Here is a 15,647-nt window from a genome sequence, read left to right on the forward strand (position 1 = left end):
GCATCGATCAATCGTCGGCGCTGATACCGCCGAGGATGAAGCGATCGCCGGGCTGCACGTCCGGTTGGCCCGCGGGCAGCGCACCATGGGTTTCGTCCTGGGCGGCGCCGAGGTCGATGATGTCGTCATGCGTATTCATGTCACATTCCTTTCCAGCATCGCGACTAAAATGAGTCGCATGTGAAAAGTATGTTTTGCGGCAGGCCGCTTCCAATTTATAATTCAATTATTATTCATAACCTAAATCCGCGGAAAAGGTGACCGAGCCAAGGAAGCGCACGTCGGGGCGCGCACCACTACCTTTAGCTTTCGCCTGGACATGCGTAGCGGAACCCGGTCACACACTTCAACAATTGCGAAGTGCGCGATCTCATCCCCGATCGATTGACCAATTCGCAACGATAACTGGAACCGGAATTGGATGTTTCTATGAACTGCATCGAGGTTCGATAGACAGGTCTACAAGGCGCGGCCTGCGATGGCCGCAGCCCTCTCCCATTCGTAGACGGCCTTATGGTCGACCTTGCAGATTCTTTCCGATGCCACGATCCCAAGTGGTGACATTATGAGGACAACCCCCCACGCAGACCACCTTGTCACCAAACGTCGCAGTGCGCTTGGAGGTCTAAGTCACTGAAAAATGTCGGAAAACTGGAGCGGGCGAAGGGATTCGAACCCTCGACCCCAACCTTGGCAACCGGATCAGGCGGTCTACGCTACAGCAGGCAATTACACGCCATTGCGCGAAAAAGCACGATGTTTCAAGTGCTTTCATTGACACCTGTTCCGCCGACAATACGCTGGCAAAACCGGCAACACGCGTTCTGCTGCTTCCCCCCTGCTTCCCCGGCCATGCTGCACCTGCGTGGGGAAGCAGATGGCGTCGCGTGCCCGACGCACGCTCCCAACAAGCCGCTGATTTACCGCAATTCTCACATGCGAAAGGAGTCCAAAGATGCCTAAACTAACCAAGAAATTCGTTGATGCACTGCAACATACGTCGGGGCGCGATATGTTCGCTTGGGACACAGAAGTGCGCGGCTTTGGCATCCGCGTAAAGCCCTCGGGCACGAAGACTTTCCTTATTCAGTATCGCAATGCCGAACGCCGCACGCGCCGCTACGTCATCGGTCAATATGGGATCCTGACCGTCGAACGCGCCCGCGATCTGGCGCAGAAGAAGCTTGCTTCTGTAATCGACGGCGGTGACCCATCGGAGGAGCGGCACGCAGCGCGCGACGGGTTGACCGTGGCAGAGATTTGCGACTGGTATCTTGAGGAAGCCGAAGCCGGTCGCCTGCTCGGTCGCAATCGACGCCCGATCAAGGCGTCATCGGTTGCGGGCGACCGAAGCCGGATCGAACAGCACATTAAGCCGCTCGTGGGGACGCGGCTTGTGAGCCATTTGAAGCTGGGCGATATCGAAGCGCTGCAGGCCGATATCGCCGCCGGCAAATCAGCGCGCAAGAAGACCTGCGGGCGCGGCGGAAAAACGTCAGGCGGTGCCGGTGTTGCAGGACGAGCGATCAGCACGCTGCGCAGCCTCCTCAACCATGCGCGCCGTCATGGCATGATCGAGCAAAGTCCCGCCAACGGCGTCCGCGTGATTGCTTCGGACAGGCTCAAGCGCCATCTCAGCGTCGGCGAGGTGCGTCACCTGGGGAAGATCATGACCCAGATGGAACGCGAAGGAGAACATCCGACCGGGCTCGCGGCCATCCGCGCCATGCTGTTGACGGGGTTCAGGCGGATGGAAGTCCTGGCCATGCGAAAGGAATGGATCGAAGCCGACGACAACTGCGTCGCCTTCCCCGAGACGAAGTCGGGTGCTCAGATGCGCGCGGCAGGTGATGATGCGGTCATTCACCTTTTGCGGCAGGCGCAACGCAGTCGGTCTGCGTTTGTTTTCCCGGCGGATTGGGGTGATGGCCATTTTGTTGGCGTGGTTCGCGTTCTCGATCGCGTCTGCGCGCGCGCCGGCCTCGAAGACGTGACGCCCCATGTTCTTCGCCACACATTCGCCAGCATCGCTGCTTCGCTCGGGTTCAGCGAGTTGACAATCGCGGGTCTGCTTGGACACGGCCCGCGGGGCGTCACGCAACGCTATGTCCACCTCGACGCTGCACTAGTGATCGCCGCTGATCAGGTCGCTGCTGAAATCGCAAGGCTGTTGGATGGAGGGGAGATCATGACGATGAAGGAAGTGAAGCGCCGCCGCTTTTCGGAAATGTACGCGTCACTGCAGCAATGATCCATCGTGGCGGATCACCTACAGCCGATCGGTGGAATATGCATCGATCGTTGCGATCAGATCCGCTCCAGCAGTAGGCCGATGCCTTGGCCCACGCCGACGCACATGAACACCATCGCGTAGCGGCCACGCGAGCGATCGAGTTCCTCGACTGCGCTCATTGCAATCCGGGCGCCAGACATGCCAAGCGGATGGCCGAGCGCGATCGCGCCGCCATTGCGGTTGACGCGCTCGTCATCGGGTTGAAGACCGAGATCCCGCAGCACGGCAATCGCCTGCGAAGCGAACGCCTCGTTGAGCTCGATCACGTCAAGCTGGTCAATGCTGAGGCCGCCACCAAGCGCCAGGAGCTTGCGAGCGGCGTTCACCGGACCAATGCCCATGACCCGTGGCGCCACGCCGGCCGCCGCCATAGCGACCACGCGGGCGCGGGGTTTGAGTCCATGCCGCTTTGCTGCCTCTTCGCTGGCGACCACCATCGCCGCCGCGCCATCATTGACGCCGGAGGCATTCCCGGCGGTCACCGTGCCATCCGGGCGCACAATGGGCCTCAGCTTCGCCAAGCCTTCGAGCGTCGTATTCGGGCGAGGATGTTCGTCCTGCGCGACGGTGATTGGATCGCCCTTCTTTTGCGGGATGATGACGGACACGATTTCGCACGCGAGGCGGCCATTGGCCTGTGCGGCGACCGCCTTCCGCTGGCTTGCCAGGGCGAAGGCGTCCTGGTCCTCGCGGCTGACGCCCCATTCCTGGGCGACATTCTCGCCGGTCTCGGGCATCGTATCGACGCCATAGGCGGCCTTCATCGCGGGGTTGACGAAGCGCCATCCGATCGTCGTGTCCTCAAGGCGTTGGCCGCGCGAGAAGGCAGTATCGGCCTTGCCCATCACATAAGGCGCGCGGCTCATGCTCTCCACGCCGCCGGCGATGATAAGCTCAGCATCGCCGGCCCGGATTGCGCGCGCGGCCGATCCGACCGCGTCCAGCCCCGAACCGCAGAGCCGATTGACGGTAGAGCCCGAGACTTCCTTGGGCAGGCCTGCGAGCAGGGTCGCCATGCGCGCTACGTTGCGATTATCCTCGCCCGCCTGGTTCGCGCAGCCGAGAAGCACATCGTCGACCGCCTGCCAGTTCACGCCTGGATTACGCTCGATCAATGCCCGGATCGGAATGGCGGCGAGGTCGTCCGCGCGAACTGTCGACAGCGCGCCGCCGAAGCGGCCGATCGGGGTTCGGATTGCATCGCAGATGAACGCGTCGCTCATCGCGCCGGCTCGCTCCCGACGGCGCCCGTATCGAGGGCCGCGCCGGTCTTCGCCTTCACGTCATCCACGCTGACGCCCGGCGCCAGCTCGACCAGGGTGAGGCCGCCGGCCGCTTTGTCGCAGGCGATCACCGCGAGGTCGGTGATGATGAGGTCGACAACGCCTCGGCCTGTCAGAGGCAGGGTGCAGCGCTCCAGTATCTTGGACGCTCCTGCCTTGCTGATGTGATCCATCACGACGACGACGCGCTTGACGCCGGCCACCAGGTCCATCGCTCCGCCCATGCCCTTGACCATCTTGCCGGGGATCGTCCAGTTGGCGAGGTCGCCGTTCGCGGCCACCTCCATCGCGCCCAGCACCGCCATGTCGATATGGCCGCCGCGGATCATCGCGAAGCTGTCGGCCGAGGAGAAGAAGCTTGAGGTCGGCAATGTGGTGATGGTCTGCTTGCCAGCATTGATCAGATCGGGATCGGCCTCGCCCTCATAGGGAAACGGCCCCATGCCGAGCATCCCGTTCTCCGATTGCAGCGTCACGTCGAGGCCGTCGGGGATATAGTTGGCCACTAGCGTCGGGATGCCGATGCCGAGATTGACGTAATAGCCGTCCCGAAGCTCCTGCGCGGCGCGGGCAGCCATCTGGTCGCGGGTCCAGGCCATCAGGCAGCCTCCCTCGGGCGCGTGGTGAGTTTCTCGATACGCTTCTCGTTGATCGTGCTCTTGACGATGCGGTCGACATAGATGCCCGGCGTGTGGATGCAGTCGGGATCGAGCGCGCCGGCCTCGACGATCTCCTCGACCTCCGCGACCGTCACCCGGGCCGCAGTCGCCATGTTGGGGTTGAAGTTGCGCGCGGTCTTGCGGAACACAAGGTTGCCGGCCGGATCGCCCTTCCACGCCTTGATGATCGCGAGGTCGGCGCGCAGCCAGGTCTCGCGCACATATTCCTCGCCCTCGAAGATTTCGGTGGGCTTGCCTTCGGCGACCACCGTGCCGACGCCGGTCCTGGTGTAGAAGGCCGGGATACCCGCGCCGCCCGCCCGGATGCGCTCTGCCAGCGTGCCCTGCGGGTTGAGTTCCAGCTCCAGCTCGCCCGAGAGATACTGCTGCTCGAACAGCTTGTTCTCGCCGACATAGGAGGAGATCATCTTCTTCACCTGCCGGCTCTCGAGCAGCATCCACAAGCCGAAGCCGTCGGCCCCGGCGTTGTTGGAGATGACCGTCAGACCGCGCACCCCTGCTGCCCGGATCTCCGGGATCAGGCTCTCGGGATTGCCCGAAAGCCCGAAACCACCCGACATGATCGTCATCCCATCGTGCAAGACATCATGCAGGGCATCGTAAGCGTTGCCGAAGATCTTGTTCGCCATGGCTAGTGCTTTATGCCCCGGCGCCAGCAGACGCTGGCGCCTGCGCGCAACTGGACCCCATCGCGATCGCGCTGCGCGATCGGTCACGGCGATACGCCGCGAGCTTGTCTTCATCGATCCGCACACCAATCCCGTTGCCGGGAGGAAGTTGAAGTGCCCCGCCGACGTAGCGCACCGGCTCTTCCGTGATGTCATCTGCTATCAGCATTGGCCCGACGAGTTCGCCGCCCAGAGGAAGCTGCGGGAGCGTTGAGCAAAATTGCATATTACCGGCGGTGCCCAGCGACGATTCAAGAAAGGTTCCCATGTAGAGTGCTGACCCGGCTGCAAGCGCAACATCGGCGACCGCGCGGGAATTGACGATCCCTCCCGACTTCATGAGCTTGAGCGAAATGAGCGCACCGGCACCCTTCTTCGCTGCCTCAAGCATGTCGCGTGTGGTCCGGATACTCTCATCCAGCATGATCGGCATCGGGCTGCGGGCCTGCAATCGCACTGCGCCGTCGAGATCGCACCGCGGCAGCGGCTGTTCGATCATCTCGACGCCGACCTCGGACAGACGGGGTAACGCCCACAGCGCATCAACCTCGGTCCAGCGTTCATTCGGATCGACCCGCACGCCCGCCTTTTCGCGCAGCGCGAGCGTGACGTCACAGGCGCGTTCAACATCTTTCTTGAGCTCGACCGCGCCCATCTTCAGCTTGAACGCAGACGCCTCGCCAGCTTCGAGCTTGCCAAGCGCTTCATCGATTTCCTGCTGTCGATCGCCGGTCGCAAGCGGCCATGCAACGGCGAGGCTGTCACGCACCTTTCCTCCGAGCAGGGCATGCAAAGGCTGCTCAAGGGTATTGCCGATCAGATCCCATAGCGCCATTTCGACGCCAGCTTTGGCAAAGCTGTTGCCGAACGCTACTTCATCCATGCGCGCGCGCAGCGTCGTCATGTCGGTGGCGCACTGGCCAACCAGAACCGGTGTCAGATAGCTGTCGATAATCGTCTTGATGGTCTCGACCGATTCGCCGCCCCACCAGGGGCCACTCGGTATCGAGCCTTCGCCGATGCCGACCACGCCGTCACCCGATTGCACCCGAATCACCACAAGGCTCTGGCTTCGCGCGGCAAGCGCGGAAAAGCGCTGCAGACGCCGCAGCGGCAAGTCCACGATGATGGTCTCGATGTCGCGGATAATGAGTTGTGTCACGTCGGTTTGCCTCGCTTCTCTCAATTGCGGTCAGCCGGCCGCTTGATCTAAAGTAACAATCACTTGCCATGCGTTCTAATACTAAGGACGCGGGTTGCTCATGCGTCGCACGTATCGACCGCAGCCAATTCTGTCGGTGCCTCAGCTTAGTCCGGCGTCAAATCCACTGGAGGCCGCAGTCATGTGCTCGCTCGCATGGTCTCACTCGGAAGATGGCTCGACGAAAGCGAGGCCTTCCTGGCGCATGGCCGCCAGCGCGGCAGGCCGCTGCGAAACTGTCTTGGCGATCCGATGGAGATTCGGTGTCGGAATAACGATGGTCCTTGCGTTCGGTCGTAGCGTCCACAGTGCAAAGACAAGGGCGTAGGCATCGCAGAGCGAGTATTCGTCCCCCAACAAGAACGCGCGGTCGCCGAGCTCAGCCTCCAACCTTCCCAGGACTTCGTTGAGGGCACGCACACCTGTGTCGCGCACATCTTCCTGCCCTTCCGGCGTCGTCGCCAGACGATTGGGACGGAACAGCGGTCGAAATGCCACATGGACCGTGCTCGAAAGCAAGGCGAGCCATCTCGTCGCCAAAGCACGGTCAAAAGTCCCCGGCTTTGGAAGGAGGCGGCGTTCGGGAACGAGATCGGCGAGATACTGGAGTATCGCGACATTTTCCGTAAGCGTGCTGCCCGAAACGTCGAGGGCCGGCACGCGCGCCCAAGGGTTCTTCAAGAGATACTCGGGTGCATGATGCTGATCCTTGGAAAGATCGACCCGCACTGCCTCATATTTCAATCCAGTCTCTTCGAGAGCGACATGCGACGCCAACGAACACGATCCGCTGTTGTAGTAGAGGATCATCTTGCACCTGCCTTTTCAGAAGGCCGCTGGCTTCAGCGGAGTGAACTATTCGTCATCGAAGTGGTCAAAGCGCGAGGATTTGCCTCATAGCATCCTCAAGCTCTTTCTGGGACGTTGACGTCAGCGTCTTGCTGCGCCATCCCACGTAGACATCTGGTCTGACCAGCAACGCGCCGTCTTCTTCAACCTCGGACACACGGGCATATTCGCCATGGCTATCAGCATAGCGCTGGCCGTGGCCGATCACATGCACATTGATCGGTACATCAAGGCTCTCGGACACCTGTTTTGCGATTTCCCTCCAAGGCTGTCCGTTCACACCCGTCAGGATTGAAAACGCACCGCCGCCACACAGATATAGCGTGGAAATCAGCTTTTCCCCATCCTTGACCCAAGCATGCGGCAGACGCGCGCCGGGGTGGCTGGATATTTCGTGGTATCGCTCAGGGTCGACCGAAAATGATGGGTGCGGCTCATCTGTTGCCACCGCGCCGGAAACATAGCGCTGGTTTAGTTCGATCCCCGGATCATTGTAACAATCATGCGTTGCTTCGATCGCACTCCGAAGCTCGGACCGGCGTTTGGCCGCCGCAGGGCTCGCCTCCTTGAGCGCTTCGATTCGCCTAACCATCATCTCTGTATCACATGTATCCAAAACGCCGAGCGTTTGAAGAACTGCGGGAAACGTTTGCAGACTCTTGTTCGACGCAGTGACGATCTGCTTCGCAATCGGAGCGCGCTCTTGGTTGTAGCTATCCAAGAGCGCTGCTCCAGCCTTGCCTTTGAGCACATAGGCCATTTTCCAAGCGAGGTTGTAGGCGTCCTGAAGTGACGTGTTCGAACCGAGTCCCTTCGCCGGCGGATGACTATGCACCGCGTCGCCCATGCAATATACCCGGCCTTCTGACAGTTGCGTGGCATATCGCTCGTTGACGGTCCAGAATGACACGGAATCGAGCTCGATAGGGATGGAATCGTCGCCGATGACTGTTCGCAGAATGCGCAGCGCCTCCTCGTCATCCTGCTCCGGCGTCCCTGCCTGCTTGTCATGTCCCCAGATCAACAGCCAGCGGTGCCACGGCCGCACCATGCGGAACACGCCCAGACCCAAACCACCAACATCGGCTCCGGTCGCGATTACCGTGAAGAGCGCCGTCGGACGGTGCGCCACGAGTTTCGTCAAGTCAGCATTGAACACGATGTTCATTGAAGCCGACTTTCCGGATTGACCTTCGAACGGCAGGTTCGCGCCTTTGGCCACCTGCGAGTTGGCGCCGTCGGCTCCCACAAGGTACTTTGAGCGAACAACGATCTCCTCGTCGGTGAGATTGTTGGTCAAATAGGAGGTAACGCCGTCGTCATCCTGTTCAAATCTCTTGAATTCGGTATGATTCAAATAGGTCGCGCCACGGTGGCATGCCGCGCCCAACATGATCGGCTCAAGGTAGTTTTGAGGCAGATCGACAAAGTTCTCGGGGGATGCTTTCCGGTAGTTAAGGCCATAATCGTACTCTGTGCCAAAGGTGCGATACCTCCCAAGCTCCTCGCCGGCGATACTTGTACAGACGACATGCTCTCCCATAAGCGTATGTGGAGTCGCATGATCCAAGAGATCATCTTTGACCCCAAGATCATGAAAAATCTCGACGGCTCTTGGGTTCGTTATGTGAGCCCGTGGGGTGCGAACGGTCCATCCAAATTTGTTCACGACCATTGGCTTGACGCCGTACATTGCCAATGCAGCGGCACAGGTTGATCCTGCTGGCCCGGTCCCGATGATAAGCACATCTGTTTCAAGTTGTTCTTTGTTATTTGGCATCATTCCTCTTCCCAAAGCGATCGTTCTTTGTACTTTCTTCGGCTTCCTCCTACGAAGCCGGCCTGGGCAGCGCGTCGTCTTTGGCGCCAGGAGCCGTGTCTACGTTCCTGAATGCCCGCCCGATCTGACGCTGCGAAGGATGACACTAACGTCTGGTAGCCATGCTAGAAAAATACTATTGCATAGCCTTCACGATACGAATTCTGTATCGCGAGGAGTGATGGAACTATACCAATTGCGCTATTTCGTGGCTGTCGCCGAAGAGCAAAACGTCACGGCTGCAGCCCGCCTACTCAATGTGTCGCAGCCACCGGTGACCCGCGCAATCCAGTCGCTCGAACGCAAGGTCGGGCACAAGCTGCTTGTCCGCAGCACAAAAGGGGTCAGTCTGACCGCTGCCGGGAGGGAATTTCTAGCCGAAGCGCGCAAGACGCTCGCGCAGGTTCAGCGTATGGTCGACAGGAGCAGCGCAGCAGGACGAGGCGAGCGCGGGCAACTCCAGATCGGATTTTTCGGTTCTAGCATCTATGCCTACCTGCCCGCTGTGCTAAGGCGCTTTCGCGAAGAGGTGCCCGACGTCGAAATTGTATTCCATGCCATGAGCAAGAGCGAACAAGTGGAAGCTCTGCGCGCGCACCGCCTCGACGTCGGCTTTGCCCGTTATTACGGCGGTGAGCCCGACATGACGATCGAGACGGTCAGCGATGAGCAACTCATGGCCGCGTTTCCAGCCTCGGCGCCCGAAGCGTCGCTGGTGGAGGCAAAGCCCAAGGCGCTCAGCGACGCCGCACTCATCCTCTTCCCGCAAGGGGGCAGACCGAATTTTGCCGATGAAATCCTGCGCTTTCTCGGAAACGCGGGCATCGCACCGCGCGTGACCCAGATCGCCGATGATGTAACCTCGGCCATGGGCCTGGTCGCCAGCGGGATCGGTGCGACGATCGTGCCCGAATCCATTGCCGCCCTGACCTGGCCCCATGTGGCGTTCTGCCCGATACGGGGCGCCAACACGCGAATTCCGGTGAATATGATCTACTGCACAGACGAAGTACGACCCGCGACAAGGGCGTTTATCAACCTCGTCCACGCGATGGCCGAAGTTCCGGTCGCGCGTGTGGAATAAGCACGGTGCTCGGCCGTCTATTCACCCGGAAAGGGGGCGCCGGCCTTTGCCGTACCCAGGACAAATTCCCTATCGAACAGCGCCTGACGCCATGGCCGAACAATAATCGTCTCGCGCAGGCCCGCAACGCTGAGCGGGTCGTCATTCACAAAGCCTTGTGCCGACGTCAGATCGTCAGCCTCGAACACGTAGACAGCGCCAATGAGCTTCGTCTCGGTTTCGTCCAGCACCGCCCCGCCGAGCAGAATGCGCCATGCATGCGCGCGAAGATACTGGCGATGGGCGTCGACGCTTGAAGCGCGGTCACATTCGTCGCCCTGCCTGTTCTGGATCGTTGCGATGTAAAGCGGCATCCGTTCCTCACTCGCGCGCGTAATGGCGCAGCTTGTCCTCGTCGATTGTCACGCCAATTCCAGGGCCGATGGGAACGGCGACCGAGAAATCGCGATATTGGAGCGGCTCCTCGATGATATCGTCAGCGAGAAGCAGCGGCATGAACAATTCGGTGCCGCCTGCAAGCGAGAGGGTTGCGCAGCATTGCAGATTGGCCGCGGTGCCGATCGAACTATCGAGCGCCGTGCCCCCGAAGAGGTTGATACCGGCGGCCTGCGCGGCGCGGGCAATCGCCAGCATGCGGCTCGGACCGCCCGATTTCGAAATCTTCAGCGAGATGTATGATGCGGCCCTTTCGCGAATGATCGCGGTGAGGTCACTCTGCGCGCACGCGCTTTCGTCCGCCATGATCGCGACGCTCGATCTGCGAGCGAGATCGGCCAGACCAGCAATGTCAGCCCGTGGCAGCGGCTGCTCGAGAATGTCGACGCCGGAGCCCTCAAGAATCGCGAGCGCTCTTGCGCTGTCGGCGAGACTCCAGGCTTCATTGAGATCAATGGAACAGGGACAACCCACCGCGTCGGCCGTCATAGCGGCCCGTCGAGCGTCGATGTCTGGCTCGGCTCGTCCGACCTTGATCTTGAAGCGACGATGCAGCTTTTGCGCGAGCTTATCCTTGGCTTCCTCGATGTCGGCTTCCAGTTCGCCGGTGGCCAGCACCCAGAGCACGGGGAGCTCATCCGCGAGCCGTCCGCCGAACAGACTGCTGAGGGGAATACCGAGCGTACGCGCAACGGCATCGAGCAACGCCGTCTCGATGGCCGATTTGAGTGCGGCATTCCCGTAAACGATCCGATCGATTTCGGCGAGAATCGCATTCGATGTGAAAATATCCCGGCCCTGAAGACTGGGCGCGATCTCGTTCGAGAAAAGTGCCTGCATCGCTTCAACCGATTCGCCACTCCACCACGGCCCCCCGGGGACGGTGGCTTCGCCGATGCCGACCACGCCGTCCTGCGTGCTAATCCGGATAAGCAGGTAGCTCTGGTGAACGAGGACCGCACGACTGAGCTTGTGGGGGCGCCGGAGGGGAATATCGACGATATGCGTTTCGACGCTGTGGATCGCCGCCGCCGGAAGCACGGCCGCCTCGCGCCGCTCGACGAGTCTGTCTGCGGTCATGCGGCGGCTCCGTGCGCGCGCGGCGCAGTCGACCACTCTGCATCATCCAGTGCCGTGCGCGCTTTAAGGGTCTTCAAGACCGGTCTGAAGAGTTTCGGCGTATCCACGCCCACCCCTCCGATGGCTTGACCATCTTCGTCGAGGCAGAGCCAGCACCCGCTTTCGTCGCTCGGACCTGACCTGAAGAGCACCTGCGCAGCCTGCTCGGGGAACCCTGCGATCTGAATATTGTGTGCATATTGGTCGGACCATAGCCAGGGAAGATCGCAATAGCTCAGTTCGTGACCGAGCGCGGCCTTTGCAGCGACGATCGCCTGGTTTTGCGCGTTGGCCCAACTTTCGCGCCGCGTCGCTCGGCCCGCATAGCGACAGGGAAAATTGGTGACGTCACCGGCTGCAAAAATGCGCGGATCGCTCGTCCGCCCGGATTGATCGACGACGATCCCATTGGACACCTCCAACCCGGCCCGTTCGGCGAGCGCCATATCCGGCGCCGCGCCGATACAGGCCAACAGGCGGTCTGCGGTGATCGATGAGCCGTCGTCGAGGATCAGCTCGACGCCATCGGGACGCGCTGTAAGTGCCGTTGCGGTACGACCGAACAAGAATTCCACACCATGGCGCTCATGCAGATTCTTCAGCCACGTCGAAACCGCCTCAGGCACCGAACGCTGGCAGAGCCGCGGTGCCGATTCCAGTATCGTAACCGGCACGCCGAGGCTTCGCGCGCTGGCCGCCACTTCGAGGCCGATCCATCCGCCGCCGACGATGAGCAACCGGGAGGTGTCCGGCAAGACGTTCCGCAAGGTCGCAGCGTCATCGATGGTCCGCAGCAAATGGACGCGATCTGAATTTATCCCTGCGGCCCATTCCGGGATCCGTGGTTGGCTCCCGGTTGTCAGGAAGAGACGGTCGTAGCGCATCTCCTGTCCGCCGCTGCACTCGACAGTCTGCCGCGCGCGGTCGATGCGCCGGACCTTCTCGCCAAGGTACACCTCAACCTCGGCGTCGGAGAGATCGTCCAACGAAAGCAGGGCCGTTTCCGTTATCGCTTCGGCATCGCGAAGCAGATTCTTCGACAGCGGCGGCCGTTCATAGGGTGGATGTCGCTCGGCGCCGATGAGGACGATCTTGCCATCGAATCCTTCGGCCCGTAGCGTCTTGACAATCCATCCGCCGGCCTGGCCGGCGCCGACGATGACATAGACGTCATTCCTCATCGGCCTGGCGCCCAAGCTCGATTCCCAGTCGGCCGTCCTTCTCGCGCACGGTGTAGCACCGGACGGCAACGGTGACCGGCGCGGATCGGGGCTCGCCCGTCTCAATGTCGAAAAGGCCCTGATGCAAGGGGCACTCGATACAGCCGTCCTCGACAAAGCCCTCGGAAAGCCGGGCCTGCCCATGTGTGCAAAGGTCATGCAGCGCGAAGAACCGCCCCTCTTTGCGGAAGATGGCCAGAGGCGTGCCGTGCGCGTCCGCTGCCGCCACATCGCCTTCCTCAACCATTTCACTTGGTCCGATGTCGATCCAGTTCATATCGCTCCTTCGTTTCGGCATGGGGGCGGACGCGACTGAGAAACAAATCCCGCGCGGCGTTAACAGCGCTCAGGCTTGGGGCCGGCGACCCGCCCAGGCATTCTCGAGCAGTTCTCGGATCGCGTCGCGTTGGAGCGGCCGCGGATTCGAATAGGGGTTCTGGAAGATCAGCTCGAGCGCGCGATCGATGCCATCGGCCGGCATACCGAGATCGCGCAAGGCCGTTGGCGAGCCGAAAGAGGCCGTCAGATCAAACAGCACTCCGGCAGGCTGATCGCTCCCGAGCACTTCACGCAGGACAGCCGCGGTTTCCGGTACGGCCGGAGCGTTATAGGCATAGGCGTGCGGCAACACCGCAGCATGGGTTTCCGCATGCGGAAGGTCGAACGCGCCGCCCAGGACGTGGCAAAGCTTGTGATGAAGCGCGACACTCGTCCGTCCAAGGCACACCGCGCATAGCCAGGCGCCGTAAAGCGCGTCCGAGCGCGCATCTTTGTCACCCGGAGTGGAGGCGACCACAGGAAGGCTCTTCGCGAGAACCCGGATGCCTTCTTTAGCCATCAATTTGATGATCGGGTCAGCATCGGGAGCGTAAAGCGCTTCGACGGCATGGGCGACCGCGTTAAGTCCGCTCACGCCCGACATTTTGGTGGGCAGCGTCAGCGTGAGATTGACGTCATAGATTACGGCGGCGGGCTGAACGGCCCGATCGCGCATCGTCGTCTTCACACCATTTTCGGTCTGGCCGAGGATGGGTGTCATTTCCGACCCGGCATAGGTCGTGGGAACGACAAGATGCGGAAGGCCTGTACGCAACGAGAGCGCTTTGCCGAGACCGATCGCGGAACCCCCGCCGATCGAGATGAGGCCGTCCGCGCCATTCGCCCTCGCAGCTTCCAGAGCTTTCTCGGTGACGGCAATGGGCGTATGCATTGCGGCCTCCGAAAAATTGCCGGCAAAAGCCTCCCCCAAGGCGTGCGCTGCGGCATTGATCGTACCGGCCTGCGCAGCCGTCGACAGGACGAATGCGCGCTTCATCCCTAAGTGTCCGGCTTCCTCTCCCAGCGCTGCAAGCGTGCCGACGCCGAACACGACACGGGTTGCCGCGACGTCATAAATGAAAGGGTTCATGCTGGGGTTGGCGCGGTAGCAAACAGCGCCTCCTCGCACAGACGAAGCGCTTCGATTGCATTGTCCCGTCGCCGCGGTTCGGCGGAATCGAGATCGGCCAGGAAGGCGTGTCCGGACCCCGCGAACATGGTCATGCGGCATGCGGGTTGACGCTCGGCGACAGCCCGCAATTGCTGTTGAACCGGCACCGGAACAAGCTCGTCCTGCTCCCCGAAAAGCGAGAGATGCGGCCGAGTTACGTCGCCCAGATAAGTGAGCGGCGTATCGAGCGCATCCTGGTTCGGGAGCCCCTGCGGAAAGCCATAGAAGCTGACCAGTGCCGCAGGCAGGTCCCGACGCGCCAGCTCGTAGACAAAGAGGCCGCCGATGCAAAAGCCAACAACACCGTTCACCTTTGCGCGGCGCGCATATGCCTCGAAACGGTCGAGAAACGCGCGATCCTTAAGCCGGTGCCGCCGTTCGAATGCGCGCTCGCGGGTTTGCTCAGGTAAGTCACCTAGTCCGTCAAAAATATCGATAAGGTCGACCTTGGCGCCGAGCGCTGCGAGGTGCGCTGCAAATCCTTTGTAGAAGGGCGTGCAGCCATAGATGTCGGGCAAGATTGCAACGCGTCGGTCGGACACCACCTCACCGAACCGAAAACCGCTTATCCCGTCGTCGTGAAAGGGCTCGCCATCGGCCGTTAGGGCGAAGAACCCGCTCTTTTCGGTGTGACACATGGGAGAACTCCGATCAGGCGGCGCGGCGCGCCGCCGCTGCGGGCGCGAGCTGAAAGTCGTTTTCGATCACCTTCGCGCCGTCCTCGCGGACATCGCCCTTGATCTGAGAATTTCGCACGCCGGTGCAGCAGTCATCATCGACATATTCGCCGCCCTCGAAATAGCTCTGCGTAGTGAGCGTGTGGAAACCGTCGGCACGAACCTTGAAATGGACGTGGGCGGGTCGCCAACTATGGCGGCCCATTTTGACGAGCAGTGCGCCGGTCGGACCCTGGTCAGGAATCTTGTAGGCAACCGGAAGCGTCGAGCGCACAAGATACTGGCCCTCAGCGTCAGTCAGCACTTTCCCGCGATAGAAGTCTGCGGGAATGTCGTTGTGAATGCCGCCATAATAGCCATCGGGCGTCGAGTGCCAGATGTCGACGACGGCCCCCGCGATGGGTTTACCCTCAAGGTCGCGCACGGTGCCGCGCACGATCATCGGTACGTTGCGATCGTCCTCATAAGTGAGCACCTCGCCGCCATTGGGGATGATGGGTGCATCGGGCAAATAATATGGTCCTTCGATCGTGCCCTCTGTGCCTCCGAACACGGCATTTTCGATGTCGCTGATTGTCGAGTTGAAAAATACGTCGACGAGCAGCGGAATTTCGCCGGCCTTCGCAGTCTCAACCAAATACATCACGCCGGCTCGATATTCGTCGAAAGTGACATCATGTCTCATCAGAACGTGACGCACGCTGTCGACGATGTCCGAGACGACTGTTTCGATTCGATTGCTGCTCATTGATCCACTCCTCGTCCCAAGCCGCGTTCGACATGCCCGCGGTCTTTGTGCGGTGAGATCGTACAACTCCGCTTGGAATACC

Annotated in this window: 16 protein-coding genes; 2 read left to right on the forward strand and 14 right to left on the reverse strand. The window is 61.1% G+C overall.

The features are described 5' to 3' along the window. Positions 1 to 7: 7 nt before the first annotated feature. Positions 8 to 139 (reverse strand): hypothetical protein, encoded by a 132-nt coding sequence (locus KNJ79_RS21090; protein WP_267960734.1) that lies wholly within the window; start codon positions 137 to 139, stop codon positions 8 to 10. Positions 140 to 955: 816 nt separating this feature from the next. On the opposite strand from KNJ79_RS21090, the gene KNJ79_RS21095 reads away from it, so the two are divergent. Continuing rightward, the gene (locus tag KNJ79_RS21095; RefSeq protein ID WP_021318762.1) at positions 956 to 2,251 is read left to right on the forward strand and encodes a tyrosine-type recombinase/integrase; all 1,296 of its coding nucleotides are present in this window, start codon (positions 956 to 958) and stop codon (positions 2,249 to 2,251) included. A gap of 56 nt (positions 2,252 to 2,307) precedes the next feature. Here KNJ79_RS21095 and pcaF read toward each other — a convergent pair whose 3' ends face one another. The 6 genes from pcaF to KNJ79_RS21125 form a co-directional block, all read right to left on the reverse strand. Then, positions 2,308 to 3,516 (reverse strand): 3-oxoadipyl-CoA thiolase, encoded by a 1,209-nt coding sequence (gene pcaF, locus KNJ79_RS21100; RefSeq protein WP_021318763.1) that lies wholly within the window; start codon positions 3,514 to 3,516, stop codon positions 2,308 to 2,310. Beyond that, positions 3,513 to 4,175, reverse strand: coding sequence for a 3-oxoacid CoA-transferase subunit B (locus KNJ79_RS21105; RefSeq protein ID WP_021318764.1), 663 nt, complete (start codon positions 4,173 to 4,175; stop codon positions 3,513 to 3,515). The genes pcaF and KNJ79_RS21105 overlap by 4 nt, the downstream gene beginning before the upstream one ends. Then, positions 4,175 to 4,885 (reverse strand): CoA transferase subunit A, encoded by a 711-nt coding sequence (locus KNJ79_RS21110; protein WP_021318765.1) that lies wholly within the window; start codon positions 4,883 to 4,885, stop codon positions 4,175 to 4,177. Before KNJ79_RS21110 ends, KNJ79_RS21105 begins: the two co-directional genes overlap by 1 nt. 10 nt (positions 4,886 to 4,895) lie before the next feature. Beyond that, positions 4,896 to 6,086 carry a muconate/chloromuconate family cycloisomerase gene (locus tag KNJ79_RS21115; protein ID WP_021318766.1) on the reverse strand — a complete coding sequence of 397 codons (1,191 nt, stop codon included), beginning with the start codon at positions 6,084 to 6,086 and terminating at the stop codon, positions 4,896 to 4,898. Positions 6,087 to 6,287: 201 nt separating this feature from the next. Further along, on the reverse strand, positions 6,288 to 6,935 hold the full coding sequence (locus KNJ79_RS21120; RefSeq protein ID WP_021318767.1) for a glutathione S-transferase family protein: 648 nt from the start codon (positions 6,933 to 6,935) through the stop codon (positions 6,288 to 6,290). A 64-nt stretch (positions 6,936 to 6,999) separates the two neighbouring features. Beyond that, positions 7,000 to 8,757 carry an FAD-dependent oxidoreductase gene (locus KNJ79_RS21125; RefSeq protein ID WP_317154180.1) on the reverse strand — a complete coding sequence of 586 codons (1,758 nt, stop codon included), beginning with the start codon at positions 8,755 to 8,757 and terminating at the stop codon, positions 7,000 to 7,002. A gap of 217 nt (positions 8,758 to 8,974) precedes the next feature. Between KNJ79_RS21125 and KNJ79_RS21130 the strand changes: the two genes are divergently transcribed. Next, a complete protein-coding gene (locus tag KNJ79_RS21130) occupies positions 8,975 to 9,877 on the forward strand; it encodes a LysR family transcriptional regulator (protein WP_317154199.1) in 903 nt (300 codons plus the stop codon). A gap of 17 nt (positions 9,878 to 9,894) precedes the next feature. Here the strand turns inward: KNJ79_RS21130 and KNJ79_RS21135 are convergent, their stop codons facing one another. From KNJ79_RS21135 to KNJ79_RS21165, 7 genes are all read right to left on the reverse strand, one after another. After that, on the reverse strand, positions 9,895 to 10,230 hold the full coding sequence (locus KNJ79_RS21135) for a YciI family protein (RefSeq protein ID WP_317154181.1): 336 nt from the start codon (positions 10,228 to 10,230) through the stop codon (positions 9,895 to 9,897). A gap of 7 nt (positions 10,231 to 10,237) precedes the next feature. Beyond that, on the reverse strand, positions 10,238 to 11,392 hold the full coding sequence (locus tag KNJ79_RS21140; RefSeq protein ID WP_317154182.1) for a muconate/chloromuconate family cycloisomerase: 1,155 nt from the start codon (positions 11,390 to 11,392) through the stop codon (positions 10,238 to 10,240). Further along, positions 11,389 to 12,612, reverse strand: a complete 1,224-nt coding sequence (locus KNJ79_RS21145) for an NAD(P)/FAD-dependent oxidoreductase (protein WP_317154183.1) — start codon at positions 12,610 to 12,612, stop codon at positions 11,389 to 11,391. Before KNJ79_RS21145 ends, KNJ79_RS21140 begins: the two co-directional genes overlap by 4 nt. After that, positions 12,602 to 12,928 carry a non-heme iron oxygenase ferredoxin subunit gene (locus KNJ79_RS21150; protein ID WP_394357203.1) on the reverse strand — a complete coding sequence of 109 codons (327 nt, stop codon included), beginning with the start codon at positions 12,926 to 12,928 and terminating at the stop codon, positions 12,602 to 12,604. The genes KNJ79_RS21145 and KNJ79_RS21150 overlap by 11 nt, the downstream gene beginning before the upstream one ends. Before the next feature lie 69 nt (positions 12,929 to 12,997). Continuing rightward, on the reverse strand, positions 12,998 to 14,059 hold the full coding sequence (locus KNJ79_RS21155; RefSeq protein ID WP_317154184.1) for a maleylacetate reductase: 1,062 nt from the start codon (positions 14,057 to 14,059) through the stop codon (positions 12,998 to 13,000). After that, a complete protein-coding gene (locus tag KNJ79_RS21160; protein WP_317154185.1) occupies positions 14,056 to 14,778 on the reverse strand; it encodes a dienelactone hydrolase family protein in 723 nt (240 codons plus the stop codon). The genes KNJ79_RS21155 and KNJ79_RS21160 overlap by 4 nt, the downstream gene beginning before the upstream one ends. A 13-nt stretch (positions 14,779 to 14,791) precedes the next feature. Further along, positions 14,792 to 15,565, reverse strand: a complete 774-nt coding sequence (locus KNJ79_RS21165) for a chlorocatechol 1,2-dioxygenase (RefSeq protein WP_317154186.1) — start codon at positions 15,563 to 15,565, stop codon at positions 14,792 to 14,794. Positions 15,566 to 15,647: the final 82 nt, after the last annotated feature.

Origin of the sequence: Sphingopyxis indica, from assembly GCF_032879645.1 — a bacterium.
GTDB lineage: Bacteria > Pseudomonadota > Alphaproteobacteria > Sphingomonadales > Sphingomonadaceae > Sphingopyxis > Sphingopyxis indica.